Origin of the sequence: Rhizobium sp. 862_C5_N1_2 (genome assembly GCF_051811205.1) — a bacterium.
In the GTDB taxonomy this organism is placed as follows: domain Bacteria; phylum Pseudomonadota; class Alphaproteobacteria; order Rhizobiales; family Rhizobiaceae; genus Rhizobium; species Rhizobium leguminosarum.
The window spans coordinates 1,156,823-1,183,019 of record NZ_JBPWPT010000001.1 but is presented as its reverse complement, the minus strand read 5'-3'; the positions used below and the strand labels follow the sequence as shown (position 1 = coordinate 1,183,019).

26 protein-coding genes and 1 tRNA gene are annotated in these 26,197 nt (G+C 60.7%); 16 read left to right on the top strand and 11 right to left on the bottom strand.

The window, feature by feature from the left end; translation table 11 throughout:
- Nucleotides 1-84: 84 nt before the first annotated feature.
- On the bottom strand, nucleotides 85-489 hold the full coding sequence (gene rpoZ, locus ACD590_RS06000; protein ID WP_018241396.1) for a DNA-directed RNA polymerase subunit omega: 405 nt from the start codon (nucleotides 487-489) through the stop codon (nucleotides 85-87).
- A gap of 297 nt (nucleotides 490-786) precedes the next feature.
- Between rpoZ and ACD590_RS05995 the strand changes: the two genes are divergently transcribed.
- Nucleotides 787-1,368 (top strand): LabA-like NYN domain-containing protein, encoded by a 582-nt coding sequence (locus tag ACD590_RS05995; protein WP_018241395.1) that lies wholly within the window; start codon nucleotides 787-789, stop codon nucleotides 1,366-1,368.
- A gap of 72 nt (nucleotides 1,369-1,440) precedes the next feature.
- On the opposite strand, the gene smpB is transcribed toward ACD590_RS05995, so the two are convergent.
- Together smpB and dapA are read right to left on the bottom strand one after the other, a co-directional pair.
- Nucleotides 1,441-1,920, bottom strand: coding sequence for an SsrA-binding protein SmpB (gene smpB, locus ACD590_RS05990; RefSeq protein ID WP_018241394.1), 480 nt, complete (start codon nucleotides 1,918-1,920; stop codon nucleotides 1,441-1,443).
- A gap of 101 nt (nucleotides 1,921-2,021) precedes the next feature.
- On the bottom strand, nucleotides 2,022-2,906 hold the full coding sequence (gene dapA / locus ACD590_RS05985; RefSeq protein WP_018241393.1) for a 4-hydroxy-tetrahydrodipicolinate synthase: 885 nt from the start codon (nucleotides 2,904-2,906) through the stop codon (nucleotides 2,022-2,024).
- A 214-nt stretch (nucleotides 2,907-3,120) separates the two neighbouring features.
- Between dapA and ACD590_RS05980 the strand changes: the two genes are divergently transcribed.
- Nucleotides 3,121-5,196 (top strand): lytic transglycosylase domain-containing protein, encoded by a 2,076-nt coding sequence (locus tag ACD590_RS05980; protein WP_439002311.1) that lies wholly within the window; start codon nucleotides 3,121-3,123, stop codon nucleotides 5,194-5,196.
- A gap of 65 nt (nucleotides 5,197-5,261) precedes the next feature.
- Entirely contained in the window at nucleotides 5,262-6,158 is an 897-nt protein-coding gene (locus ACD590_RS05975) for an alpha/beta fold hydrolase (protein ID WP_439002310.1), read from the top strand.
- 103 nt (nucleotides 6,159-6,261) lie between these two features.
- Here ACD590_RS05975 and ACD590_RS05970 read toward each other — a convergent pair whose 3' ends face one another.
- The 4 genes from ACD590_RS05970 to ACD590_RS05955 form a co-directional block, all read right to left on the bottom strand.
- Nucleotides 6,262-7,326: a porin gene (locus ACD590_RS05970; protein WP_115157013.1), complete on the bottom strand. Its 1,065-nt coding sequence runs from the start codon at nucleotides 7,324-7,326 to the stop codon at nucleotides 6,262-6,264.
- Between the two features lie 556 nt (nucleotides 7,327-7,882).
- Nucleotides 7,883-7,973, bottom strand: a tRNA-Ser gene (locus tag ACD590_RS05965).
- Nucleotides 7,974-8,141: 168 nt separating this feature from the next.
- A complete protein-coding gene (locus ACD590_RS05960; RefSeq protein WP_026188336.1) occupies nucleotides 8,142-9,359 on the bottom strand; it encodes an NAD(P)/FAD-dependent oxidoreductase in 1,218 nt (405 codons plus the stop codon).
- 185 nt (nucleotides 9,360-9,544) lie between these two features.
- A complete protein-coding gene (locus tag ACD590_RS05955; RefSeq protein WP_018241388.1) occupies nucleotides 9,545-10,660 on the bottom strand; it encodes a Gfo/Idh/MocA family protein in 1,116 nt (371 codons plus the stop codon).
- Nucleotides 10,661-10,868: 208 nt separating this feature from the next.
- On the opposite strand from ACD590_RS05955, the gene ACD590_RS05950 reads away from it, so the two are divergent.
- The 8 genes from ACD590_RS05950 (at nucleotide 10,869) to ACD590_RS05915 (ending at nucleotide 19,381) form a co-directional block, all read left to right on the top strand.
- Complete coding sequence (locus ACD590_RS05950) at nucleotides 10,869-11,744, top strand: MurR/RpiR family transcriptional regulator (RefSeq protein ID WP_027685308.1); 876 nt, start codon at nucleotides 10,869-10,871, stop codon at nucleotides 11,742-11,744.
- A 92-nt stretch (nucleotides 11,745-11,836) separates the two neighbouring features.
- Nucleotides 11,837-13,771, top strand: a complete 1,935-nt coding sequence (locus ACD590_RS05945; RefSeq protein WP_130759547.1) for a bifunctional 5-dehydro-2-deoxygluconokinase/5-dehydro-2-deoxyphosphogluconate aldolase — start codon at nucleotides 11,837-11,839, stop codon at nucleotides 13,769-13,771.
- A gap of 202 nt (nucleotides 13,772-13,973) precedes the next feature.
- Complete coding sequence (gene iolD / locus ACD590_RS05940) at nucleotides 13,974-15,824, top strand: 3D-(3,5/4)-trihydroxycyclohexane-1,2-dione acylhydrolase (decyclizing) (protein ID WP_130759546.1); 1,851 nt, start codon at nucleotides 13,974-13,976, stop codon at nucleotides 15,822-15,824.
- A 64-nt stretch (nucleotides 15,825-15,888) separates the two neighbouring features.
- Complete coding sequence (gene iolE / locus ACD590_RS05935; protein ID WP_018241384.1) at nucleotides 15,889-16,809, top strand: myo-inosose-2 dehydratase; 921 nt, start codon at nucleotides 15,889-15,891, stop codon at nucleotides 16,807-16,809.
- A gap of 211 nt (nucleotides 16,810-17,020) precedes the next feature.
- A complete protein-coding gene (gene iolB, locus ACD590_RS05930; RefSeq protein ID WP_130759545.1) occupies nucleotides 17,021-17,818 on the top strand; it encodes a 5-deoxy-glucuronate isomerase in 798 nt (265 codons plus the stop codon).
- Between the two features lie 89 nt (nucleotides 17,819-17,907).
- On the top strand, nucleotides 17,908-18,117 hold the full coding sequence (locus tag ACD590_RS05925; RefSeq protein WP_027685313.1) for a DUF1127 domain-containing protein: 210 nt from the start codon (nucleotides 17,908-17,910) through the stop codon (nucleotides 18,115-18,117).
- Between the two features lie 66 nt (nucleotides 18,118-18,183).
- A complete protein-coding gene (locus ACD590_RS05920) occupies nucleotides 18,184-19,020 on the top strand; it encodes a helix-turn-helix transcriptional regulator (protein ID WP_439002309.1) in 837 nt (278 codons plus the stop codon).
- Nucleotides 19,021-19,219: 199 nt separating this feature from the next.
- Nucleotides 19,220-19,381 carry a hypothetical protein gene (locus ACD590_RS05915; protein WP_165420880.1) on the top strand — a complete coding sequence of 54 codons (162 nt, stop codon included), beginning with the start codon at nucleotides 19,220-19,222 and terminating at the stop codon, nucleotides 19,379-19,381.
- Between the two features lie 106 nt (nucleotides 19,382-19,487).
- On the opposite strand, the gene ACD590_RS05910 is transcribed toward ACD590_RS05915, so the two are convergent.
- The gene (locus ACD590_RS05910) at nucleotides 19,488-20,855 is read right to left on the bottom strand and encodes an MATE family efflux transporter (RefSeq protein WP_113543789.1); all 1,368 of its coding nucleotides are present in this window, start codon (nucleotides 20,853-20,855) and stop codon (nucleotides 19,488-19,490) included.
- An 85-nt stretch (nucleotides 20,856-20,940) separates the two neighbouring features.
- On the bottom strand, nucleotides 20,941-21,381 hold the full coding sequence (locus tag ACD590_RS05905; RefSeq protein ID WP_018241378.1) for a glyoxalase superfamily protein: 441 nt from the start codon (nucleotides 21,379-21,381) through the stop codon (nucleotides 20,941-20,943).
- Nucleotides 21,382-21,736: 355 nt separating this feature from the next.
- Between ACD590_RS05905 and ACD590_RS05900 the strand changes: the two genes are divergently transcribed.
- Entirely contained in the window at nucleotides 21,737-22,069 is a 333-nt protein-coding gene (locus ACD590_RS05900; RefSeq protein WP_018241377.1) for a hypothetical protein, read from the top strand.
- Here ACD590_RS05900 and ACD590_RS05895 read toward each other — a convergent pair.
- Nucleotides 22,020-22,283 carry a hypothetical protein gene (locus tag ACD590_RS05895; protein WP_018516529.1) on the bottom strand — a complete coding sequence of 88 codons (264 nt, stop codon included), beginning with the start codon at nucleotides 22,281-22,283 and terminating at the stop codon, nucleotides 22,020-22,022. The genes ACD590_RS05900 and ACD590_RS05895 overlap by 50 nt on opposite strands.
- A gap of 91 nt (nucleotides 22,284-22,374) precedes the next feature.
- Between ACD590_RS05895 and ACD590_RS05890 the strand changes: the two genes are divergently transcribed.
- On the top strand, nucleotides 22,375-23,241 hold the full coding sequence (locus ACD590_RS05890) for a LysR family transcriptional regulator (RefSeq protein ID WP_439002308.1): 867 nt from the start codon (nucleotides 22,375-22,377) through the stop codon (nucleotides 23,239-23,241).
- Nucleotides 23,242-23,305: 64 nt separating this feature from the next.
- Here the strand turns inward: ACD590_RS05890 and ACD590_RS05885 are convergent, their stop codons facing one another.
- Nucleotides 23,306-23,752 (bottom strand): baeRF12 domain-containing protein, encoded by a 447-nt coding sequence (locus tag ACD590_RS05885; protein WP_026188334.1) that lies wholly within the window; start codon nucleotides 23,750-23,752, stop codon nucleotides 23,306-23,308.
- Between the two features lie 162 nt (nucleotides 23,753-23,914).
- Here ACD590_RS05885 and ACD590_RS05880 point away from each other — a divergent pair, with 162 nt between their 5' ends.
- The 3 genes from ACD590_RS05880 (at nucleotide 23,915) to ACD590_RS05870 (ending at nucleotide 26,163) form a co-directional block, all read left to right on the top strand.
- The gene (locus tag ACD590_RS05880) at nucleotides 23,915-24,316 is read left to right on the top strand and encodes a DUF2177 family protein (RefSeq protein ID WP_028734296.1); all 402 of its coding nucleotides are present in this window, start codon (nucleotides 23,915-23,917) and stop codon (nucleotides 24,314-24,316) included.
- A 234-nt stretch (nucleotides 24,317-24,550) separates the two neighbouring features.
- Nucleotides 24,551-24,952, top strand: coding sequence for a pilus protein PilZ (locus ACD590_RS05875; RefSeq protein WP_003578226.1), 402 nt, complete (start codon nucleotides 24,551-24,553; stop codon nucleotides 24,950-24,952).
- A 95-nt stretch (nucleotides 24,953-25,047) separates the two neighbouring features.
- Nucleotides 25,048-26,163 (top strand): pyridoxal phosphate-dependent aminotransferase, encoded by a 1,116-nt coding sequence (locus ACD590_RS05870; protein ID WP_018241372.1) that lies wholly within the window; start codon nucleotides 25,048-25,050, stop codon nucleotides 26,161-26,163.
- Nucleotides 26,164-26,197: the final 34 nt, after the last annotated feature.

The following is a 26,197-nucleotide window of genomic DNA, read 5'->3' as shown; positions in this document are numbered from 1 at the left end:
CGCATGAAGCATTTTTCCGGATCGCATCAATGCGACCGGGAGGATCATACTCAAGCGATGCGACCGGGGATCCGGCCGACGCGCTTAGTAGTCGTCGCTTTTTTCCGGCGGCACGAGGCCTTCGATACCGGCAAGCAGCTCTTCTTCCGACATCTGGTCGAAAGTGATCGTCTCCGGCAGGTCGTCCTGCTCTTCGCTGTCGGCTGCGGCGACACTGCCGGCGGCGATCATGCTTGCCGGATCGGGCTCGGGCTCGTCGACTTCGACATGCTTCTGCAGCGAATGGATCAAATCTTCCTTGAGGTCGTCGGGCGAAAGCGTCTCGTCGGCGATTTCGCGCAGGGCCACAACGGGATTCTTGTCATTGTCACGATCGATGGTGATCGAGGCACCCTGGGAAATCAGCCGGGCGCGGTGGCTGGCGAGCAGAACCAGCTCGAAGCGGTTCTCCACCTTGTCGATGCAATCTTCAACTGTGACACGGGCCATTGCCTGTCCTTTACGGTCGTCATTTCGGGATTAGCACGCCCGATACAATTAAAACCGGGCAAATACAAGTTTTTCATTCCGGCTCCCCTCGTCTTTATCCGCGGCTGAGCTAGATTTCCATGGAGAATGTCATAATTCCACCGAAGGTTGCTTGGAATATGTCGAATCGTGCCCTAAATCTTTCATATATGAATAATTCATAAAGTAAGGATCAAATCGAAATCGAAACACAAGCTATTGTTTTTATTGAAGTTTGGCACCTGCGAATTTCGATTGCTCTCATTGGATTGGTAAGCGATGTTTGACCCACGCGAAAAAATTGCACTCTTCATTGACGGCGCCAACCTCTACGCTGCATCCAAGAGCCTGGGATTTGACATAGATTACCGCAAGCTCTTGAAAGCATTCCAGAAACGCGGATACCTGCTGCGCGCATATTATTATACCGCTCTGATCGAGGATCAGGAGTACTCATCGATCCGGCCTCTGATCGACTGGCTCGATTACAACGGCTACAAAGTCGTCACCAAGCCTGCCAAGGAATTCACAGATTCCATGGGTCGCCGAAAGATCAAAGGCAACATGGACATCGAGCTTGCGATCGACGCGATGGAACAGTCCGAAACGGTCGATCATCTCGTCATCTTCTCGGGCGACGGCGACTTCACGAACCTGGTCGAGGCGTTGCAGCGCAGAGGCCGCAAGGTCTCGGTGATCTCAACCATGGCAACCCAGCCGCCGATGATTGCCGACGACCTGCGCCGTCAGGCCGATCATTTCATCGATCTCTTGTCTCTGAAGGCTGAAATCGGTCGCGATCCCTCGGAGCGGGCGCCACGCCAGGCCGAAGTCGCCCCGGCCAGCGATTTCGAAGACTGATCTCGTCGGGCGTCTCGAAGTCGCGCGATAAGGGCCGGATTGGACTGGTGATCGTCAGCCACGGCGTCGTGGTCAGCCTCTATCCTTCAGCAGGCGGCTCTTCTGCCGATTCCAATCGCGTTCCTTCTCCGACTCGCGCTTGTCGTGCAATTTCTTGCCCTTGGCCAGCGCCAGCTCCATCTTCGCCCGACCGCGATCGTTGAAATAGATCTTCAACGGGATCAGCGTCATGCCTTCGCGGTTGATGGCCGAGCGCAGGCGATGGATTTCACGGCCCGACAGCAGCAGCTTGCGGCGTCGGCGCGGTTCGTGATTGAAGCGGTTGGCTTGCAGATATTCCGGCAAGTAGGAATTGATCAGCCAGATCTCGCCGCCCTCATCCGAGGCGTAGGATTCGGCGATATTGGCCTTGCCTTCGCGCAGCGCCTTGACCTCCGTGCCCATCAGCACGAGGCCGGCCTCGTAGGTATCGATGATCTCGTAGTTGAAGCGGGCCTTGCGGTTTTCGGCCACGACCTTGTTCACCACGCGCTGGCTGCCTTTGGGGGCCATGACGACATTCCAATTTCTTTTTAGGGCGCGAAAAGCCGCGCCCTCATTTCTTGCCCTTTATGTAAGGGAGAGACCCCGTCTTGTGAAGAAGGCCGGTCCCGTCAGTTCAAAAGGCCTGCATGGCGCATGGCGGCGTCGATCGCTGATTCCGTTGCCGGCTCCAGCGTCGAAAGCAGCGGCGAGCGGACGTTGCGGCTCATCCGACCAAGCTTGGAGAGCCCGTATTTGGCACCGCAAAGACCCGGCTCAAGGAAGATCGCCTTGTGCAGCGGCATCAGCCGATCCTGAAATTCCAGCGCGCGGGCATAGTCGCCTGCCAGTGTCGCCGCCTGGAAGTCGGCACAGAGGCGCGGGGCGACATTGGCGGTTACCGAAATACAGCCGACACCGCCATGGGCGTTGAAGCCGAGCGCCGTCGCATCCTCTCCGGACAGCTGCCTGAAATCCGTGCCGCAGGTGATGCGCTGTTCGGAGACGCGCTCGATCTTGCCCGTTGCATCCTTGACGCCGACAATATTCTTGTGCGCCTTGGCGAGCGCACCCATCGTTTCCGGCGTCATGTCGACCACCGAGCGGCCGGGGATATTATAGATATAGATCGGCAGATCGACGGCCTCGGCGATGGCTGAAAAATGCGCGATCAAACCCTTCTGCGTCGGCTTGTTGTAATAGGGAGTGACGACCAAAACGGCGTTCGCACCGACCTTTTCGGCATGCTGGGCGAGCTCGATCGCCTCCCGCGTATTGTTCGAGCCGGCGCCGGCCATGACGGGAACGCGCTTTGCGGCAACTTCGATGCAGAGTTCCACCACCCGTTTGTGTTCGGCATGCGACAGCGTCGGGGATTCGCCCGTCGTGCCGACCGGGACGAGACCGGCGCTGCCTTCCTTGATCTGCCAGTCGACATGCGCGGCGAAGCTATCTTCGTCGATCAGTCCGGCATCGGTGAAGGGGGTGACGAGGGCGGGAATGGACCCATTGAACATGCAAAGCTCCTCACGACCAAATCCTTGCTTCGGCCGCATTCCATGAATAAGAGTTGCGCACCATAGAGCGCCGAAATCATCGCGACAAGCGCGTAGAGTTCGGTTTAGGGCAAATTCCGATAGCAGATGTGAATGAATTTTACCTGGTACGGTAAGGTTTCGTTAAGATGCCTCTAGCCTAATGGCAGGGCGTGTTTTCGTTGCGAGATCCCGGATGAAGAAAGCTGTCCTGATTCTGTCCGCCTTCGGCTTTGTTGCCGCCGCGTGGGGCAGTGTTGCGTCGCCGCTTCCCGGCGAGAGCACTCCTATGCCTGATGTCAAGCCGCTCGGCTTCATTCCCGAGACAGCCATACCGGAATCGATGACAACGGGCGCCATTCCGCGCAACCCGGCTATCGCGCCTGTCAGCGGCGACCTGAAAGCCGGCCTGGATGCGCTTTCCGACAAGGACCCGCAACTGGCTCTTTCGATCCGTGACAGCATGCGCGACGCTACGCTCGACCGGCATATCCTCACCTGGGCGATTGCCGTTTCCGGATTGAAGGGCGTTCCCTCCTATGAAATCGCCAGCGCCGCGCAGGAGCTCAAGGGCTGGCCGGGTCTTTCGCGGCTGCGCGCCTATTCCGAGCGCGCGCTCTATGACGAAAATCCCGCCCCTTCCGCCATACTTGCCGCCTTCGGCGATACCGCGCCTGAGACGATGCAGGGCGCCGTCATCCTCGGCCGGGCGCTGGTTGCATCAGGCAAGCAGGCGCAGGCGGCAAAATATATCCGCAAAGTCTGGCGAGGGGAGGCTCTCGACAAGGCGACCGAGGACAAGATCCTCGTCGAGTTTTCCGCGCTGTTGACGCCCGCCGACCATAAGGCGCGGATGGACTATCTGATGTATCGCGGCCGGGTGGCGCAGGCCAAGCGCTTCGGCGACATGGGCCAGGCCCAGTCGCTCTACAAGGCCTGGGCTGCCGTTGACGCCAAAGCCGGCAATGCCGGCGCCTTGCTCAACGCCGTCGATGCGAAGTGGCGAGCCGATGCCGGGCTGTTGTTTGCGCGGATCGAATATCTGCGCAAACAGGACAAATATGCCGAGGCGGCAGCACTTCTCGAGCAGATGCCGCCCGAGCGTAGCGAACTCGTCAATTCCGGCGAATGGTGGAACGAGCAACGTATCGTCAGCCGTGGTCTCGTCGACCAGGGACAATTCAAGCCGGCCTATCGCATCGTCGCAAACTACGCCGCAACGAGCCCGACGGATATCGTCGAGGCTGAATTCCACGCCGGATGGTACGCGCTTCGCGGCCTGCAGGACCCGACAACGGCAGAAAAACACTTCCGCAAGATCCTCGAGACCTCAAACGGGCCGATCTCGGTCTCACGCGCCTGGTATTGGCTGGGACGCGCAGCGGAGGCCGGAGGCCCCGGCAAATCCAGCGAATTCTATGCGAAGGCCGCGAATTTTCCCGGCACCTTCTATGGCCAGCTCGCGGCGGAAAGGCTGGGGCGAAAGACGCTTAATGTCACCTATCCTGCACCGAGCACGGCTGACCGGCAACGCTTCCAGGCACGCGAAGCCGTGCAGGCGATCGCCCGACTGGAGGCCGCCGGCCATGGATGGCGGGCCGCCATTCTCTATCTCGCGCTCGCCGACCAACTGCAAAGCCCCGGTGAATTGGCTGTCCTTGCGGCACAGGCCGAGCAATCCGGCGATCATCATCTGTCGCTGCAAATCGGCAAGATCGCCTATGGGCGCGGCATCGATGTCGCAGCGCTTGCCTTTCCGATCGGCGTGATCCCGGCGAACGCCAATATATCTGGCTCCGGCAAGGCACTCGCCTATGCCATCGCCCGGCAGGAAAGCGCCTTCAACCCGGCCGCCGTTTCGGCGGCGAATGCGCGCGGCCTGCTGCAGCTTCTGCCGGGCACGGCCCAGGCGGTAGCCAAGCGCAATAACATCGCCTTTTCCAAGGACAAGCTGACGGCCGATGCCGGCTATAACGCGACACTCGGTGCGCATTATCTCGGCGAGCAGATCGACGCCTTCGGCGGTTCCTATATCCTCACCTTCATTGCCTATAATGCCGGGCCGAAGCGGGTGCCGGAATGGATCGGCCGCTACGGCGATCCGCGCGGCAGGCCGATCGACGAGATCGTCGACTGGATCGAGCGCATCCCCTTCCCCGAAACGCGCAACTATGTGCAGCGGGTGATGGAGAATTACGAAGTTTACAAGGCTCGCCTCGGCCAGCCCACCGATATCGAGCGTGACCTGATCGGCGGACGCAGCGCCTCCTGAAGCCGTTTGGCGCGGCTTGAAAAGCAAGTTACATCTTCGGGGTCAAACAGGTCTCGAGGGATGTGATGCCGGATACGGATGCAGGTGGTTTCCAGGAGCGATTTTTCACTTCTTCTGATGGCCTGAGGCTTTATGCCCGCGACTACCCACCCGACCAGCCAGCAACCGCCGGATGGCTGCCGGTAATCTGCCTGCCCGGCCTGACCCGCAATACACGGGATTTTCATCCGCTTGCGCTGCTTCTCTCCCGGGATATGACAGCACCGCGCAGGGTGATCGCACTCGATTCGCGCGGGCGGGGAAACTCGGCATGGGACGACAACAAGGCGAACTACAATCTCGCCGTCGAGGCTGGCGACGTCATTGCCGCCTGCGCAGCGCTCGGCATCGAGCGGGCGATTTTCATCGGCACGTCGCGCGGCGGGCTGATCCTGCACCTGATCGCGGCGACACGGCCGGATCTCCTCGAAGCCGTCGTCCTCAACGATATCGGACCTGTACTCGAGGCTGAGGGGCTGGCACGGATCCGCGATTACCTCAACAGCGGCAGGAAGCCGGCGGACTGGAACGAGGCAGTCGATCTATTGAAGGAAAATCATGGCGCGGCGTTTACCGCGCTTGCGGAGCAAGACTGGCGCGAGATGGCGCTTGCCCTTTATCGCGATATCAGCGGAAGGCCGATCGCCGATTTCGACCCAGCGATCGCGGAGGCACTGAAATCGATCGATTTCAGCCAGCCGCTGCCTGATCTCTGGGGGCAATTCGAAAGCCTGAGCCGGCTGCCACTCATGCTGATCCGCGGCGAAAATACGTCGCTGCTTTCACAGGAAAGCGCCGGCGAAATGGCGCGGCGGCATTCGGGCTTGATCCGACATACTGCCGAAGGGCAAGGCCATGCCCCGCTCCTGTATCTCGATAACATCCCCACAGCAATTCGCACTTTTCTCGCCACCTGCCGATAACCTCATCGACACTGGTCAGCTGGCACAACGTGCCAGTCTCGCCCAAATACAAAAAGCCCGGCTCGAGAGCCGGGCTTTCCTGATTGACCGAAGTCAGATCAGATTAGAACGAACGCTGCAGACGGAAGTAGCCCGTCGTGGAGTCGTCAGCATCTTCCGGATCGAGGTACTGAACCGAAGCCTTGGCGTAGAAGTTGTCGACGATCTGGTAATCAACGGTCAGACCGACCTTCCATGCATCACCGGCACCGTCGTAATCGGTAGGAACGGTTTCAAACGCGCTGGCACCGCCGATGTAGTTGGCGTAGTACTGAACACCCGGGGTGATTTTCAGCTTGTCGGTTGCCTTGATGGCGTATTCGGCAGCAACTGCCCATTCAGCCGTCGAGTAGTAGGAGTTCGGGCCGGAAGAGTACACAGCAGCGAGGCCGAGCGTACCGGGACCGATGTCAACCGTACCCATTGCACGGACAGCGCCGTCTTCGTTGTCGACGTCCCAGCCGGCAGTGACCTGGTAGCTGAAGGCACCAGCCTTGCCACCGATACCAACGGCAACGCCGACATTGTTCGGACCATCGTTCGGAACAAGGAGGCCGGTGACGGGATCCACGTCACCCTGATAAACGCCGTCTTCCAGTTCATCGACGCTGATGCCAGCGTAGAAATCGCTGGTTTCATACTGATAGCGGATCGAGTTGTGGAGCGTTACGACCGAGCCGATGTCGTCGGTTTCGCCGGAGAGGCCATCGTCCCACCAGCTGTAGAACAGACCGGCGCGGAAGCCGGCGATGTCGAGGTAAGCGGAGTCGAGCTTGGACGCCTGAACCGTGGCGTTGTCAGCATTGAACTGCATGACGATGACGCCGGTCAGCGGACCATATTCGGTATCGCTCTTGGCCGTGAACTGAACCTGACCGCGGGTGACAGCATCCCAATCCGAATCGCCGCCGACGTCTTCGCCAACGTTAACCTGGAAACGGATGTAACCGTTGATCTTGAGGCAGGTTTCAGTGCCCGGGATGTAGAAGTAGCCGGTGCCGTAAGCGTCGCAGACGCGAACATATTCAACCGGTTCCGGTTCGGCAGCAACGATAGCGTCAGCAGCCTGAGCACCGGAAACTACTGCGAGAGCAGCAGCGGAGCCGAGAAGAAGGCTCTTGATGTTCATAAATGACCTCCAATTCAAAGTTTCGATCGGGTTTGGGATCTTTCGCTGAGCAGCGTTCCCTGCCCCATCCCCGTGTTTCAAGAAGTGGACGATCAGTCGCCCTTGCTTCCGAGGTTGAAAATACAAGACGGAAGCCGTCACGCAATCACCAACTTACTCGGATGGGGGATTTGAGGGAGCCTTCCCGACATTCTGTTGCTGAAAGGACACAAGTCGGGCAACCAGCCTCGATTTCCTTTATGCTTTGTTAAGAAAACGCTGATTTTGCGGAGGCTTAGGTCCAGCCAACAAAGAATTGGACATGCGCCCTGCGACACATTCGTGACACTTTTTTGGCAAAATGCGGCTCTTGCGGGGATTCAGGATTGCCGAAAGCGTAACCGGACGTGCACCGATCCACTTTCGCCACCTGCCGGTGGCTTGAGCGCGGGAGGTGATTCCCGCAGGCGATTCTCTCGCTCAAGGCAGAGAGATTTTTCGTCGCCGGCCTAGCCGACTAAGCGAACGTGATTCCCTGCCGGAAACTAACGATCGACGCACACTCAGGAAATCGGAATGGCGGAGAAGATGGGATTCGAACCCACGATACGCTTTTGACGTATACTCCCTTAGCAGGGGAGCGCCTTCGACCACTCGGCCACCTCTCCGGTGCGGCCTAACTATGGCGACCGCTCTGTGAATGCAAGGGTTTTTTGAGTTTTCACCAGAAGAAATGCAGCGGCTGGCATTTCGGCCGGTTACGCAAACAGTCCACATTTCCTGCCGCGTTCCGCGGAATTTGATCGCGCTTCGTTCTCGTGATGAAGAAGCCGAGCTCAGCCGAGCAGGCTCTTGAGGTCAGCAGAAGGGTCGGCGAGAATCGTTTTATCGGGGTTGGTCCCGGATTCCAGCAGCTTTTTGCCGGTCACATAGGCTTTCGCGTCGTTGATCGCATCGACGGCGATCAGCCGACCTTCCCTGAAGTACCAGACCGAATGGGCGCCTTCGCGGGTGCCGGGGCGCAGCAGCGTCTCGTCATAGCCGAGATTGAAGCCGGCAATCTGCAGCTTGACGTCATACTGGTCGGACCAGAACCACGGCTTCGGCGCATAAGGCTCGCTGCCGCCAGCGATGACGGCCGCCGCTGCTTCGGCCTGGTCGACGGCGTTCTGCACCGATTCGAGCCTGATGCGGCCGCCCTCCCAGGGAAGTGCGGCGCAATCACCGGCCGCAAAGATCGCCGGATCGGAGGTGCGGGCGAATTCGTCGACCACAATGCCGTTGGCGACTTCGAGGCCGGCTTCCTTGGCGAGCTGGTCGTTCGGCGCGACGCCGATGCCGACGACGGCGAAATCGATGTCGATCACCGATCCGTCTGAAAGCGCGGCACCAACGACACGGCCATCCTTGCCGACCAGATGCTTGAGCCCTGTCTTCTCGCGGATCACCACGTCATGGGTCTCGTGAATCCTGCGCATGATGTCGGCGGTCTCCTTCGCCGCGACGCGCTGCAGGATGCGGTCGGCCATCTCGATGACGGTGACTTCCAGGCCGCGATGGCGGGCAACGGCTGCCGCCTCGAGACCGATATAACCGCCGCCGATGATGAGGACGCGGCGACCGGGGCGCATCTCGTCAGCAAGCAGGTCTGCATCGCGCTTGTCGCGGGCAACATAGACGCCTTCGAGATCGCCGCCGATTGCGGCCGGCAGCCGGCGCGGCGTCGAGCCGGTGGCCAGCGCCAGCGTGCCGTAATCAAGAACGGAGCCGTCCTGCAGCAGAACCTGCTTGCTGTCCGGCTTGATCTGCTCGGCCCAGGTCGACAGGCGAAGGTCGACGTCATTGTCCGCATACCAATGCTCGGCACGGAACAGTAGGCGGTCGAAGGCCATTTCGCCGAGCAGGTATTTCTTTGAAAGCGGCGGGCGCTGATAGGGCGCGACGTCTTCCGCGCCGATGAGGGTGATCGGGCGCGTATCCTTCAACGCACGCAGCTTGGCCGCCAATGCGAATCCGGCCTGTCCCGCGCCGATGATCACCAGTCTATCCGTCACGATCTCACTCCTGAAGCTGCGCCCGACAACCACGCCAAGGCCTATCCCCTACACCGCCGCGCGTCTTTCAGACGCGCGAACGACGCTGTCGCATTTTGAGTTTCTGCATAATCCCTGAAATCGATTTCGATTTCAGGGATTATGCAGTAGCCCGTGCGCCGTCAACGGAAAGCGGCCTCTTACATTCAGGCGATCTCGATCCAGCGGCGCTCGTGGAAGGACTGTGCCATGGCATGTACCGACTTCTCTATCCTGAGACCGTCTTCGAATGTCACGATCGACGACGGTCCGCCTGAAATTGCCCGGATCAGCTCGCGGCATTCGATGATCTTCAGATCGTTGAAGCCGAGGCCATGGCCGGGCGCTGGAATGAACCGATCATAAGGCCGATGAGCGGGTGCCGCCAGTATCTTGCGGAAACCCTGTTCGGAGCCGCGACCCTCGGCCTGATAGAGTTCGAATTCGTTCATGCGCTCCTGATCGTAGACGATCGAGCCCTTCGAGCCGAAAATCTGCATGGCGATGCGGCCCTTACGACCCCAGGCGGCGCGATTCGCCATCAACACGGCTGAGATGCCGCCGCCAAGCCGCATCAGCACGTTGGCGCCATCGTGGTTTTCGACGGCACGGCGACCACCCTCGCTCAGCGGGCGGTCGGCATAGGGTTTTACCATATCCGTTATGACGGCCTCCACATGGCCGAAGAGATACCAGAGCAGCGACAGCGGGTGCACGGCGAAATCGTCGAGCGCGCCGTAGCCGGCGGAAAGCTCGCTCTTCCAATAAAAGAAGACATCGGGATCGGCCATGAAATCCTCGTCCATCTCGACGCGGATATGATTGACCGTGCCGATGGCGCCCTCGCCAATCAGCGTCCTGATATGCCGCATGACGGGATTCTGAATGTAATTATAGCCAAGAGCGGCAACCTTGCCGGATCGCTTCGCCGTTTCCAGCATGCGCTCGGCATCGGCATAGGCCGGCGCCATCGGCTTTTCGCACCAGACATGCTTGCCGGCCTCAAGGGCAGCAATCGCCATCTCGGCGTGGAACTGATTGGGCGTAGTGACGGAGACGACGTCGACCTCGGGGTCGGCGATCAGCGCCCGCCAGTCGGCCGTCGCCTTCTCGAAACCGAATTCACCGGCACGAGTCTCAGCGAGCCCGGCATTGGCTTCGGCCAGATGCACAAGACGCGGACGCTCGACATCGCCGAACACCGTCTTTACCGCGTTCCACGCCAGCGCATGGCACTTGCCCATATAACCCGTGCCGATCAAACCGATGCCGAGTGGCTTCATTTCCGTCTCCTCCAGAGCTGCGCGCGGATTTTTGGAATATTTGGATCATTTTGACAAGGGACCTATTCACAAGCATTTCTGCGCCATTCCCGAATGGAACTGTTCAAAAGCCTTCAATTACAGGGGATTAAAAACAATTAGCCGTGCCGTTTGAAATCGTTTATGTTCAATAATATGGAATATTTGTTTCATCTCCCGAGCTGCAAGCATGGATAACGATCCCCAGAGGCACGCGCGCGTACCGCGAGATTTCGAAAGCCTGCGCAGTACCATCATCGAGCGCAAGGCGAACATGCCGAAGCGGCTGGCGCAGGTCGCCGCCTTCGCCCTCGGCAATCCCGACGAGATCGCCTTCGGCACGACGGCGAGCATCGCGGCCGCCTCCGACGTCCAGCCCTCGACGCTGGTGCGCCTGGCGCATCATCTGGGTTATGGAGGGTTTTCCGACCTGCAGAGCATCTTTCGCGAAAGATTGCGCGACCGGACGCTAAGCTACGAAGAGCGCCTCGTTACGCTGGAGCAATCGAGCGGCGACGATGAGGACGCCAATCTGCTCTCCGGATTCATCGCCGCGGCAAACCAGTCGGTCAATCGGCTGGCGGCGACGGTGCAGAGCGATACTTTCACCAAAGCCGTGAATATCCTTGCTAACGCCGAGACGATCTATCTGATCGCCAAACGGCGCTCCTATCCGCTGACGGCGCACATGACCTACGCTTTTTCCAAGCTCAACATCCGCCACCAGATCGTCGCCTCGCCGAACGGCGTTGACCCTGAGATGGTGCAATTCGCAACACCGAAGGATGCGGCGATCGCGGCGAGCTTTTCGCCCTACGCGGCCGACAGCCTCAACCAGAGCCAGGAGCTTGCCGACCGCGGCGTCCCCGTCATCGCGATCACCGATTCGGCCTTCTCGCCGCTTGCCGCCTGCGCCACGCACTGGTTCGAGGTGGCGGAAGCCGATTTCGCCGGCTTCCGCTCGCTTTCGGCCTCGATGGCGCTCACCATGGCACTGCCGGTTGCAATTGCCGAGCGCCGGCGCAAGCATCAACAGTCGAAACCTGTAAAAGGCAAAATGGAATAAACATTCCGAATTGACAAAATATCGGAACCAATGTTTCATTATTGAAAATTCGCAGGCACTGGAAGCCGCGCAAAATCTAGCGGGAGGACATCATGGTACAATCGAATCCGGGTTCACAGCCGGAGCCGGCGCTTGATGTGATCACCATCGGCCGTTCCTCGGTCGATCTTTACGGCCAGCAGATCGGTTCGCGGCTGGAGGATATCGGCTCCTTCGCCAAGTCCGTTGGCGGCTGCCCGGCCAATATCGCCATCGGCACGGCACGGCTCGGCCTCAAATCTGGCCTCATCACCCGCGTCGGCGACGAACAAATGGGACGCTTCATCCGCGAGCAGTCGGCGCGCGAAGGTGTGGCGACAGACGGCATCGTCACCGACAAGGAGCGACTGACGGCGCTGGTGCTGCTTGCGGTCGAGGCCGAGGGCGTGTCGCCGATGATCTTCTATCGGTCGGACTGCGCCGACATGGCGCTCGATGAAGGCGATATCGACGAAGATTTCATCAGATCGTCGCGCGCCGTTCTCGTTTCCGGCACGCATTTCTCGCGGCCGAATACCGAGGCCGCCCAGCGCAAAGCGATCCGCATCGCCAAGGCGAACGGCCGCAAGGTGATCTTCGACATCGATTACCGGCCGAATCTCTGGGGCCTTGCCGGCCATGCGGAAGGCTTCGAGCGCTACGTGAAATCCGACCGGGTCTCCTCGAAGATGAAGGAGACGCTGCCGGATTGCGATCTCATCGTCGGCACCGAAGAGGAAATCCTGATCGCGTCCGGCGCCGACGATGTGCTCGGCGCGCTGAAGGAGATCCGCCGCCTTTCGCCGGCGACGATCGTGCTCAAGCGCGGCGCCATGGGCTGCATCGTCTATGACGGGCCGATCGCCGACGATCTTGAAGCCGGCATCATCGGCCAGGGTTTCCCGATCGAAGTCTTCAACGTACTTGGCGCCGGCGACGCGTTCATGTCCGGCTTCCTGCGCGGCTTCCTGCGCGACGAGCCTCTGAAGACCTGCGCCACCTGGGCCAATGCCTGCGGCGCCTTCGCGGTCTCCCGACTGCTCTGCTCGCCGGAATATCCGACCTGGGCGGAACTCGACTTCTTCCTGACGACCGGCAGCAAACATCGGGCGCTGCGCAAGGACGAGGAGATCAACCATATTCATTGGGCATCAACCCGGCGCGGCGAAATCCCGCTTTTGATGGCACTGGCGATCGACCATCGTTCGCAGCTCGTCAGCGTCGCCGATGAACTCGGCGTCGGCCACGAGAAGATCGTCGCCTTCAAGCGGCTGGCAGTCGCGGCAGCGGCGCGGGTTTCGAACGGCCGCGACGGCTACGGCATGCTGATCGACGAACGTTTCGGCCGCGACGCCTTCTTCGATGCGGCGACGAAGAATTTCTCCTGGATCGGCCGGCCGGTGGAATTGCCTGGCTCGAAGCCACTGCGCTTCGAATTCAGCCAGGATATCGGCTCGCAGCTGGTGGAATGGCCGCTCGCTCATTGCATCAAGTGCCTGTGCTTCTATCATCCCGATGATCCGGCTGAATTGAAGACGGAGCAGCAGGAGAAGCTGCGCACGCTGTTCGAGGCTGCCCGCAAAGTCGGGCGCGAGCTGCTGGTGGAGATCATCGCCGGTAAGAACGGGCCGCTCACCGACGATACCATTTCGACCGCGCTGGAGGAGCTCTATGCGCTCGGCATCAAGCCGGACTGGTGGAAGCTCGAGCCGCAGGCATCCCGTGAAGCCTGGAAAAAGATCGATGCGGTGATCGCCAAAAATGATCCATGGTGCCGCGGTATCGTGCTCTTGGGGCTCGAGGCGCCCGCCGACGAGCTGATCTCCTGCTTCGAGGCGACGCTGGCGGCTCCCTCCGTGAAGGGTTTCGCCGTCGGCCGAACGATCTTTGCCGATCCGGCACGCGCCTGGCTTTCGGGCGAAATGAACGACGAGGAGGCGATCGCCGACATGGCCGGTCGCTTCCGGCAACTGACGGAGGCGTGGCTGAAGACCCGCGGACATCAGTAGGAACCGAATTGAGACCCCTCCCCAACCCCTCCCCATAAGGTGGGAGGGACTTAACTTGGGGCACTACCTCACCCCGCGAGCGTCCTTTTGGACAAGACGTTGCGGCGAGAATGTAGAGAGCCCGGCAGGTTAGCCCCTCCCCTCGTGGAGAGGAGTTGGGAAGGGGAAAACAGATAGAGAGTCAAAAGTCCGGGAGGACCCGATGGGCAAGACGATACGGTTGACGATGGCGCAGGCCGTCGCGCATTTCCTGAAAGTACAGATGACGATCGTCGACGGCAAAAAGGTGCCGATCTTCGGTGGCGTCTGGGCGATCTTCGGTCACGGCAACGTCGCCGGCATCGGCGAGGCGCTCTATCAGGTGCGCGGCGAATTGACGACCTATCGCGCCCACAATGAACAGGGCATGGCGCATGCCGCGATCGCCTATGCCAAGGCGAATTTCCGCACGCGCTTCATGGCCTGCACGAGTTCGATCGGCCCCGGCGCGCTGAACATGGTAACGGCCGCCGGCGTGGCGCATGTCAATCGTATTCCCGTTCTCTTCCTGCCGGGCGATGTCTTCGCCAACCGCGCGCCGGATCCGGTGCTGCAGCAGATCGAAGATTTCGGCGACGGCACGGTTTCAGCCAATGATGCCTTCCGTTCGGTTTCGCGCTATTTCGACCGCATCACCCGACCCGAGCAGATCATCACGGCGCTGAAGCGCGCCATGCAGGTCCTGACCGACCCGCTCGATTGCGGCCCGGTGACATTGTCGCTCTGCCAGGACGTCCAGGCAGAAGCCTACGATTATCCGGAAAGCCTGTTCGATGAAAAAGTCTGGACGACCCGCCGGCCGCAGCCGGATGCGGACGAGCTGGCGAATGCCATCGCACTGATCAAGGCGTCGCAGAAGCCGGTGATCGTTGCCGGCGGCGGCGTGCTTTACTCTCAGGCGACGAAGGAGCTTGCTGCCTTTGCCGAGGCGCATGGCGTTCCCGTCGTCGTCACCCAGGCCGGCAAGTCGGCGATCAACGAGACCCATCCGCTGGCGCTCGGCTCGGTCGGCGTCACCGGCACGTCGGCGGCCAATGCGATCGCCGAAGAGACGGATCTTGTCATTGCCGTCGGCACACGCTGCCAGGATTTCACCACCGGCTCCTGGGCGCTGTTCAAGAACGACAGCCTGAAGATGATCGGCCTCAACATCGCCGCCTATGACGCAGTGAAGCACGACAGCCATCCGCTGGTGACTGACGCCCGCGAAGGGTTGAAGGCGCTTTCGGCAGGGCTTTCGGGCTGGAAGGCGCCGGCCGCACTCGCCGAGAAGGCGACTGCGGAGAAGAAGGTCTGGATGGAGGCCGCTGCCAAGGCGATGGCGACGACCAATGCCGCCCTGCCCTCCGATGCCCAAGTGATCGGCGCGGTGGCTCGCACGCTCGGCGGCGAGAATACGACGGTGCTTTGCGCTGCAGGCGGCCTTCCCGGCGAATTGCACAAGCTCTGGCCGGCGACGGCGCCGGGCAGCTATCACATGGAATACGGCTTTTCCTGCATGGGTTACGAGATCGCCGGCGGGCTCGGCGCCAAGATGGCGCATCCTGAACGGGATGTCGTCGTCATGGTCGGCGACGGTTCCTACATGATGATGAATTCCGAGCTTTCCACCTCGGTCATGCTTGGCCTCAAGCTTAATATCGTCGTGCTCGACAATCGCGGTTATGGTTGCATCAACCGGCTGCAGATGGGAACCGGCGGCGCCAACTTTAACAATCTGCTGAAGGACTCCTATCACGAGGTGATGCCGGAGATCGATTTCCGGGCGCATGCCGAAAGCATGGGCGCCATCGCCGTCAAGGTCGCCTCGATCGCCGAGCTGGAGCAGGTGATCGCCGACTCGAAGAAGAACGACCGGACCTCGGTCTTCGTCATCGACACCGATCCGCTTGTTACCACGGAGGCCGGCGGCCACTGGTGGGATGTCGTGGTGCCTGAGGTCAGCTCGCGCGAACAGGTCAACGAAGCGCGCAAGGGCTACGTCGAAGCACGCGCCGCCCAGCGCATCGGCTAATTATCGCCGTCATTTTTCGGAAGAGCGGAGCCGCTCTTCCGCAATGCTTTTAAGGAGAATGTTGATGAAGGCCAAACTTGGCATGTCGCCCATCGCGTGGTGGAACGACGATCTTCCTGAACTCAGCGACGATGTGTCCCTCGAGGAATGCCTGCGGCAATCGCGCAGTGCCGGCTTTACCGGGATGGAGCAAGGCCGCCGTTTCCCTAGCAATCCGGAAGAGATGCTCCCGATCCTGCGCGCCGCCGACGTGACGCTATGCGGCGGCTGGTTCTCCGGCACGCTGGTCAATGAGGAGCTTTCCGCCAACAAGGACCGCATCGCGCCGATGATCTCGCTGTTCAAGGCGGTCAATGCGCCTTGCATCGTTTATGGCGAAGTCGGCCGCTCGATCCAGGGCGACCGTTCCAAGCCGCTCGCGACCAAGCCGCGCCTCTCCGATGACGAGATGAAGGCCTATGCGCGCCGTGTCACGGAATTCGGGGAATGGTGCGCCGAGCAGGGCATGCCGCTTTCCTATCACCATCACATGGCCGCCGTGGTCGAAACCGAGCCGGAACTCGACGCCTTCATGCGTTACTCGGGCGAAGGTATTCCGCTGCTGCTTGATGCCGGGCATCTTGCTTTTGCCGGTGGCGACGTGTTGCGCGCCATCGAGAACCACCACGCCCGTATCAACCATGTTCACGTCAAGGATATCCGCAAGCCTGTCGTGGATGGGCTGGACCGCAGCCGGCAGTCCTTCCTCGATGCGGTGGCACTTGGCGCATTCACCGTGCCGGGCGACGGCTCGCTCGATTTCGGTGCCATCGTCCAGCGGCTGGCCGATCACGGCTATGAAGGCTGGTTCGTCGTCGAGGCCGAACAGGATCCGCGCAAGGCCCCTCCGCAGAAGATGGCCGAGATCGGTCACGCCGAGTTGATGCGCGTCATGACGGCTGCTGGCTATACCGTGGAAACGGAAGGCTTCCCCAAGGGGTCGTAAAGCCTGGTTGTCCGGAGCGTCCTCCCACAAGGGGCTCGCCTTTCCGGACCGCTGGAGCAAGAAGCCCTCTCATCCGCCCTCCGGGCGGCTTCTTCCCGGTGGGGAGAAGAGGAACGGAAAGGGCGCGGCATGTCGCTTCTCCCCTCGGGGAGAAAGGTGGCGGCAGCCGGATGAGGGAGCCGCACCCGCCAACTTACGAGGAAAAACACCAATGCCAAATCTCAAGGTGAAACCGTCCGGCACGCGCGGCCGTGTCACGCATGTCACTCCGGAAAATGCCGGATGGACCTATGTCGGCTTCGATCTGCATCGGATGAAGCCGGGCGAGACCGTTTCGGGAGAGACGGGCGATCGCGAAGTCTGCCTCGTCTGGGTAACCGGCAAGGGCAAGGCATCTGCCGGCACCAAGGATTTCGGCACGCTCGGCGGTCGCATGAGCCCGTTCGATGGTGCGCCGCATGCGCTCTACATCCCGATGGAATCGACGTGGTCGGTGACGGCGGAGACCGATCTGGAACTCGCCGTCTGCTCGGCGCCCGGCGGCGGTACCTATCAGGCAAAGGCAATCCCGCCCGGCACGCATCCGCAGGTGACGCGCGGCAAGGGCACGAACGTGCGCTATGTCAACAATATCATGCCGGAAGACGACAGCTCAGCGCATTCGCTGCTCGTCGTCGAGGTGATCACGCCAGGCGGCCACACCTCCTCCTATCCGCCGCACAAGCACGACCAGGACGACCTGCCGAACGAAAGCTTCCTGGAAGAGACCTATTACCATCGCCTCAACCCGCCGCAGGGGTTCGGCTTCCAGCGCGTCTACACCGACGACCGCTCGCTCGACGAAGCGATGGCGATCGAGGACGGCGATGTGACGCTGGTGCCGAAGGGCTACCACCCCTGCGCTGCCTGCCATGGCTATGATCTCTATTACCTCAACGTCATGGCCGGCCCGCAGCGGATCTGGAAACTCCACAATGCCGCCGAGCATGAGTGGCTGCTGAAGGCGTGAAGGCGTCCTCAGATCGCTAAATAATCTGACAGCGCGAAACTGCCGCTGATGGTTCACTGCCTCCATCCAAACACGGATGGAGGATCACAATGCATAACTCGAATTCCACAATCTCGGCCCGCAATATGCGGCCCGGCCTGTTCCTTGCTATAGTCACCGCAGCACAGTGGCTGGCGCGCAAAATGAACGAACGGCGCAACTGCAATGCGTTGATGGAGCTTTCCGACGAACAGCTGAAGGATATCGGCCTTTCCAGGGGGCAGACGGAAAGCGACGTCCACGTCTATAGTCGCTACTGAAACTTAAGCGTGATATTGTGCCGCCAGGTCGCCTCATCGGGCGGCCTGTCTGACCTGGAAGATGCAATGTCCCAGTTTTCAACAGCACCGCTCCTGAAAACGAAGACGGTCACCATTCGTGACATCGTCTGCAATGGCGAATGCCGCCACAGGAGCGACGAGGAATGCGCCCACAGGACGAGCCTCGTCTATCCCTATCGCGGCGTCTTCATGCGGCATGTCGGCCGCAATTATACGGTGGCCGAAGCCAATCAGGTCCTGTTCTTCAATGCCGGCCAGGGATATCGAATCAGCCACCCTATCGAGGGTGGCGACGCCTGCATCGATTTGGCGATCGACCAGACCATGCTCGAAGAGCTTACGCCGAAGGAGCAGGCGCAGCCCGGCGAGGTCTTTTCCTTCCGCCGCCAGCGCCGGCGGATCGATCCACGCGCGCAGGCGCTGGTCGCGCTCCTGCGTCATGGTTTGCGGCGCAACGTCGCCGAGACGCTGGAGGCCGAAATATTGGCGCTGACGCTGGTGCGCCGCTCGCTCGGCGAGCGCACATCGCATGCGGCGGGCGCCAGCGCCGGCCGGCAGAAACTCGTCGACCGGGCAAAGCTGGTGCTTTCCTCCGATCTCGCGCGGCGCTGGACACTTTCAGAAATCGCCTCAGAAGTGGGCGTCTCGCCGGTTTACCTCACCCAAGTCTTCCAACAGGTCGAGGCGACGCCACTTTACCGCTACCAATTGCGGCTGCGGCTTGCCCGTGCACTCGATCTGCTCGGCCAGTATGAGGATCTGACCGCGCTCGGTCTCGATCTCGGCTTTTCCAGCCACAGCCATTTCAGCGCTTCCTTCAAGCAGTCCTTCGGGCAGACTCCGGCCGAATTCCAGCGTTCGGCGCAGCTGCGGCGCAGGTGAAAGCCTACAGCGCCGCGCGTCTTTTCAGACGCGCAAAGGACGCTGTAGCACTTTGAATCCCCGAATAATTCCTTAAATCGATCCCGATTTAAGGAATTATGCGGGGTCGATCGCTAAAGATTTCGACAGCGGCAATGCGGTCTTCGATGATCTTATGAGCCTGTCCCGATCCGGGGACGACCAACAGGAGGATCACCAGATGAAGAACACCACATGCGCTGCCTGCGACTGCGAACTCGGCACGGAGACCATCACCGTCAAGCTCGGCGGCAAGACTGTCGAAGTCTGCTGCCAGGAATGCGCCGAGGCGTTGAATGAGGCGGAAGCTGCGACATCGGCCGCTTCGAATGGCAAGGAATAGCCGACAATCGGCAAAAGCCGCGCTCCGGAGCGCGGCTTTTCCGTCTAAATCTTTGTTTTGCGCAATTCCGGACACAAAACCGCTGCGCACTTTTACTGGAATTGCTCTAGACGGGCAGAAGCCCATAACGCAAGCCGCGGCGTTTCGCGTTCTGCGACAGCACCAGGAAAGCAAGGATGAACATGCCTGCCTCGGCAAAGACCGGCACCATCCAGATTCCCTGTTCACCGAAGACGAAGGGCAGCAGGAAGGTGAGCGGCAGGGTGAGCAGATAGGGCCGCGACAGACCGAAGATCGCAGCGCGCGGCGCATCGCCGATCGACTGGAAATAGGACGACAGGATCAGCATCTGCCCGAAGAGAAAATAGGCGCCGATCGTCCAGGGCAGAATTCGCCTGACCTCGGCGATGATCGCCGGATCGGTGACGAAGACCGCACCGAGGCGGCTAGCCAGCAATTCGACGGTGATCTCCACCAGGGTGCAATAGACGAGTGCTGCGAGCATGGCGATCTGCAGGCTGCGGCCGACGCGCAGCCCGAGGCCGGCACCGTGATTGTTGCCGGCAATCGTCTGCAGCGCGATGCTGAGTCCGAGCAGCGGCAGATAGGTGAAGGTCATGATCCGGGTGATGATGCCGTAGGCGGCCACCGTCGCGACATAGTCATGCGCGCTCCAGAGCGAGACGTTGATTAGAATGGCGGCCGAGGCCAGCGATATGCCGATGAAACCGAGGCTCATCGGCGCGCCGAAGGCGACGATGCCGCGCCATTCGGCGAGAGCCAACCCCGGGAAAGGCCTCAGTGCCGCCGGCCGGCGCCAGCGATAGGCGAGCACGGCTGCGAGGCAGACGAATTGCGACGCGATGGAGCCGACCGCCGAACCGAGCACGCCCCAATGCATCACCGCCATGAACAGCCAATTGGCGAGGATGTTGAGCAGCGAGGCCGACAGCGTCACCAGCGTCATGAAGCCGATCTTGCCTTCGCAGCGCAATGCGTCGAGATGCAGCGATAGGAAGAAACTGATCGGCGCAAAAGCGATCATCGCGCCCATGAACAGCATCGCGCCATGGGCAACAGTGGCATTGCCGGCAGCACCGGTACCGATGACCTGTCGGCCCACGCTCCAGTAGACCAGATTGAGGATGAGGGTGACGGCGAGTGCCAGCGCATGCGCGCCGGCAAACACCCGACGTGCCCCATCGCGATTGCCGGCACCCAGCCGGCGGGCGAGGATACTCGCCATGCCGTTCGAGACCAACGATTGCAGAGCGATCAGTAGCATCAGCCCCGGGAAAATCAGGCTGACGGCAGAGAGCGCGTCCGGGCCGACATAGGCGCCGAGGAAATAGGCGTCGACGACGGTGAACAGGCCGCTGACGGTGGTGATCGCGACGATCGGTGCCGCCGTTTTGATGAAGACGCCCGTCAGCCAGCCGGTAAGAAAGGCATTGCCTTGGGAAAGATCGGTCATGGAGAAATCCGTGCGATATGAGGCAGGGTCCGATCCGGCTTAAAAGTCATGCGGATCCGGACGGCCTCAAAAGGACAAAAACAATCTAGAGATCGAGCACCAGATGCGGCACGCCGTTCGAGGTCTTCCTCGGCGAGACGCCGTCGGCATCGATCTGCGCGTTCACACGCTGGCGAAAGGCCGAAAAGCTCTCGAAGGTGACGACATCCACCGGCTCGTCGAAATGGATGGTGATCCTGTGCAGATCGCCGCCCGGCAGGGCCGAAAGCGCCAGAACTTCGCCGGTGAAGGGCTGATTGAGATAACGGCCGCGAATATGCGCGCCGACGAAGAGCGGCGTCTTCGGAGCGGTATTGGGCTTTGCCGCCAGGGCTGCGAGCGTATTCCAATCGCGTGCGCCATGCTGGCGTGCAATCATTTCCAGGGCCGCACTGTGGGTGAGCGGGGTGCCGCGATCATTCATCGCCTGGCGCAGGCGCTTGGCCTGGGCCTTCAATTCTTCAATGGCAGGATAGGTCGTCGTCATGGCGTGAGCCTTCGAAAGGCATGCTCTTCGACTGCGGATGGGAGCTCGCATTGCCGCCAGTCAGCATGCACAAGGGGCCGTGACCATGATCGCGAGGGCTTCACCATGGATTTTCATCCGCGAGCGGCCGGTGCCTCGAACCGGCCTTTGTATGCGCGAACGCCGCCGACATGTCAAGAATGGCGCGGATGCGCTGGGGAATGCGCAACTTTGGGGCAAATCTGCACGAAATCGGTGCGATTTTCCCGCAGGTTTCCCAGAGTCATTCAATTTTACCGATGTTCTTCAGCAAGTGTCAGCATTCTTCCGCTAATATCTTGTCGTAGAACAAGCGGAGGCTAAAAGGGCCTTTCAGATGCACCTCGACACAGAACACCCCAAGCCGGAACGTGCTTACAGGGAATTCAATCTCGACAGGCCCGGCAACATCATCTTCGTCGGCCATCACCTCAGCACCGGAACGCAGGTGCGCTGCCTGATCCGCACGATCACGCTTGCCGGCGCATTGCTCGAAGTCAGCCCGAACCTGGAAATACCGAGCCATTTCTTCCTCGAAATCCTCGGCATCCATGACGAGATCGGCGCGACCGTGGTCAAACGCGAAGGCGAATTGGTGACGATCAGCTTCAACATGCTGATCAATCCGGAATTCCTGCACCACGTGTTGCGATTGAACTTCGAAACCTGAGGCTTTTTCCGATCCGTGAATCATCGCGGCACGTCTCCTTTGTTTCGCCGCTTCGTCTTGCGGCGAGACGTGCGATGATCGGAACGGCCCAGAGAAATCCGCGCCATTCCGGACGATCAAGCGGGTCGGCAAGCGGATCGGTCAAGGGACCGCGGCGGATCCGCCGATTGCGGATTTCGATTTCCCTGAAGAGAACAACCCAGTTGAGATCCATAGCTTCATCCTCCATCTATTTCCTGGAGCACTTGAGCTAAGCCTTCGCGCCCTTCCGATGTAGAGGCGCCGGAGAAAGGGGGTTTTCATCCATGAAAGATGCGAGCTGGGACGACCTGCAACTTTTCTTCCATGTTGCGACAGGCGGCGGGCTTTCGGCGGCGGCGGCCCGCACTGGGCTCAGCGCGCCGACGATCGGCCGGCGCATGCTGGCGCTCGAACGGGTGACGGGGCGCTCGCTGTTCAGCCGCGGCCCTACCGGCTATCTGCTGGCCAAGGATGGGCAGGCGTTGCTCGATCGCGTCCGGCTGATGCAGGATGCGGCGCGCGCGATCTCCGACTGGCGCGGCGAGGTGCTGACGCTGCCGATCGTCTCGACGGCCGCCGACAGCTGGACCTCGCGCTTCATCGCCGACCATCTGGCCAACGTCTGGACGCCGAAGGACAGTTTCCGCATGTGCTACAAGACCCGCGACACGGGCGTCGATTTCACTTACCGCGAGGCGCATATCGCCATTAGCCATAGCCGGCCGGAGAGCGGCAACGTCGCCATCCGCCGTTCGGTCCAGGTGGCGCATGCGGCCTATCAGTCGGCCGGCTATGACGAGACGAATTGCAACTGGATCTCGCTCGGCACCGATACCGCCGTCACGCCGGCCGACAAATGGACTTTCGAGCAGCCGGATTATTGGATCACCAGCTGGACGAACACGCCGCATATGCTGTTTTACCTCATCCGCGGCGGTGCCGGCCGCGGCGTGCTTCCCAGTTTCATCGGCGATCAGGAGCGCAGGCTCGTCCGCGCCGGGCCAGTGATCGACGAACTGACTTACGAGATGTGGATCGTTGCGCATGACGACGAACGGCAACGGCCGGAGGTCAGGATCGTCATCGACCGTCTGGCGGCGCTCTTTGCAGATCATGAAGAGCTGTTTGCCGGGCAGAGACCGTCCGCTTGACGCGGCGGAATGAGAAACGCGGGCCATTCGACCCGCGTTCACTAATAGGTAGGCTCTTGCCGGCTCAGGCGGCGAGATGCCGCTCGATCTCGTCGACCGGCATATTGGTATAGTCTTTCGCCACTTCCGCGGTGATCACCGCCTGCGTATCGGCGCGGAGTGCCGGCCGCAGCGTGCCAAGCGCCTTCGGCGGTGCAACGAGGACGATGCGACGGGCCTTCTTTTCCTGCACCAAGTCGTCGAGCTTTCCCGCCACCTGTTTCAGAAATTCGGCTTCGGCCTGATCCTGCCAACTGGTCTCCTCGACAGCGCTGCCGCTCAGTCCGTCTGCAGCATGGGTTCGGCCAGGCTTATCGGCGCCAATCTCGCGATCCGGCGCGCTCGGCTGCGTCAGGGTTTCCAGCACCTTCAGGTTCACCAGTTGGGCATCGCCGGCATTCTGCATGATCAGAGCCTTGGCTCCATCGCAGACCACGACCCATGATTCCCAAGGGATTTTGACATCAGTCATCTTCAACTCCTCGCTGTCGTCATTCGAAGCGCGCCGTGCTTCATCGATCAAGACACAACGCTCGGCCATTGAAAGAGTTCGGGAAAATTGCGCCGAAATCGAACGGGGCGGCGATCCGGCCGGTCCTTGCTGCGTAGAAAGGCCAAGTTCGGGAGATTGACAATGAAGACATCACTGCTCGCCTATGCCGGCGCCTTTCTCACCCTTCTCATCTGCGACGGGATATGGCTCGGCCTCATCGCCCGCAACTTCTACCGCGACCAACTGGGAACGCTGATGCTGCCCTCGCCCAATCTTGCGGTCGGCGCACTGTTCTACCTGTTCTTCGCCGCCGCAGTGGTTGTGCTTGCAGTGCTGCCGGCGCTGTCGGCAGGCTCGATCGCCACCGCATTTCTCCACGGTGCCATTCTGGGACTAGCGGCCTATGGAACCTATGACATCACCAATCTTGCCACGCTTCGCAACTGGCCAGTCGTCATGAGCCTGGTCGACATGGCCTGGGGCACGGCTCTAACGGCGCTGACCGCCGCCGGCGGATATCTTACCGTCAGATTTTTTGGCTGAAACGGGAGGCTCGGAATGGAAACCGCGTCCCGATAATGAACATGAAGGCGTCCCGCTTGGGAACAAAGTTTGAACTCGTTAAAATTGTAATTTTATATTTGACGAATGTGCAAAACATTCATGTGACCTTGGTTGGGATCAAGACCAGTTGCTCGATCAAGCCAGCCTGAATGAGATCAAGGTCAGCTTGATTGAGATAAACCCCCAATGCGTCCTGACTGACGGAGAATGTGAATGACTATGCTCCGCGCTACACACCTTGCCACGGTCAAATCCGCCGTCTACGACCTGCGCTGGGAAGAATTCAGCGTCAAACGGCCAGCCCGCATCGTCGCCGTCCGGCCATGCCTCACAGGCGTCTCCATGCGAAGCGCCGAGATCATCGATATCTCCCAGGGTGGCGCCACCTTCGTCGTCTCGACCACGGCCGGCCTGCCAAAGCACTATTATCTCAACATTCTTGGCCTCGCCTATCGCATCGGCTGCGCCGAGGTCTATCGCCATAAGGAACGCATCGGGGTGCGGTTCATCAACATCATGGACCCCGAGGTTCTGCGCCGCGTCGTCCGCACCGATTTCCTCGTCGGCAACATGGAGGCAATTGCCGCCCGGCGTGCGCCGATCTTCCGCGCCTGAACAGGCCGCAGTTGCGGAAATAATCTTGCTTGCGTTGGCCGTGCCCGGGCCTATTGTTTCGCCAATTGTCATTATGTCCGGGAAACTGCCGTCGCATGTCCGCCTTTTCGCGCTTCACACCTCTTGCCAGCGCCCTGCCTTCCACAGTCCCTTTCGTCGGCCCCGAGGCGATCGAGCGCCAGCGCGGGCTTGCCGTTTCGGCGCGCATCGGCGCCAATGAGAACGGCTTCGGCCCAGCCGCCTCCGTGTTTGCAGCGATGCGCGAGGAAGCCGGCAATATCTGGAAATACAATGATCCGGAGAACTTCGCGCTCAGGGAAGCGCTTGCAGCCCATCTCGGCGTCTCGGCCGCCAATGTCGCCATCGGCAGCGGCATCGACGAATTGCTCGGTCAGATCGTCCGGCTGGTGATCGAGCCGGGCGCGCCCGTCATCACCTCGCTCGGCGCCTATCCGACCTTCAATTTCCATGTCGCCGGTTTCGGCGGTCGGCTGGTGACCGTTCCCTACGCAAACGACCGCGAGGATCTCGACGGCCTGCTCGATGCCGTCAAGCGCGAGAATGCGCCGCTCGTCTATTTCGCCAATCCTGATAATCCGATGGGCAGTTGGTGGGATGCCGACAGTATCGTTGCTTTCGCCCGTTCGCTGCCCGAGACGACACTGATGGTGCTCGACGAGGCCTATAGCGAAACGGGGCCGGCAGGTTCGCTGCCGTCGATCTCCTCGCTGATCGAGCTGCCGAACGTCGTTCGCACCCGCACCTTCTCCAAGGCCTACGGACTTGCCGGCTCACGCACCGGCTACGTGATCTCGACAGCAGGCACGGCGCAGGCCTTCGACAAGATCCGCAATCATTTCGGCATGAACCGGCTGGCAACGGCCGCAGCGCTCGCCGCCCTCAAGGACCAGGCCTATCTCGTCGAGGTGGTCGGGAAAATCCATGCGGCGCGGGAGCGGATCGGCGGTATCGCCCGGGCGAACGGTCTTGAGCCCCTGCCCTCGGCCACGAATTTCGTGGCGATCGACACCGGCCGCGACGGTGCTTATGCCAGGGCGATCGTCGACGGGCTGATGGAGCACGGGGTTTTCATCCGCATGCCTGGCGTGGCGCCGCTCAATCGCTGCATTCGCGTCAGCGTCGGGCCGGAAGCGGATATGGCGTTGCTCGAAGAGACGCTGCCGCAGGTCCTGAAAGAGATCGGCCGATAAAACGGAAAAACCGCGGCCGGTGGAGGATCCGGTA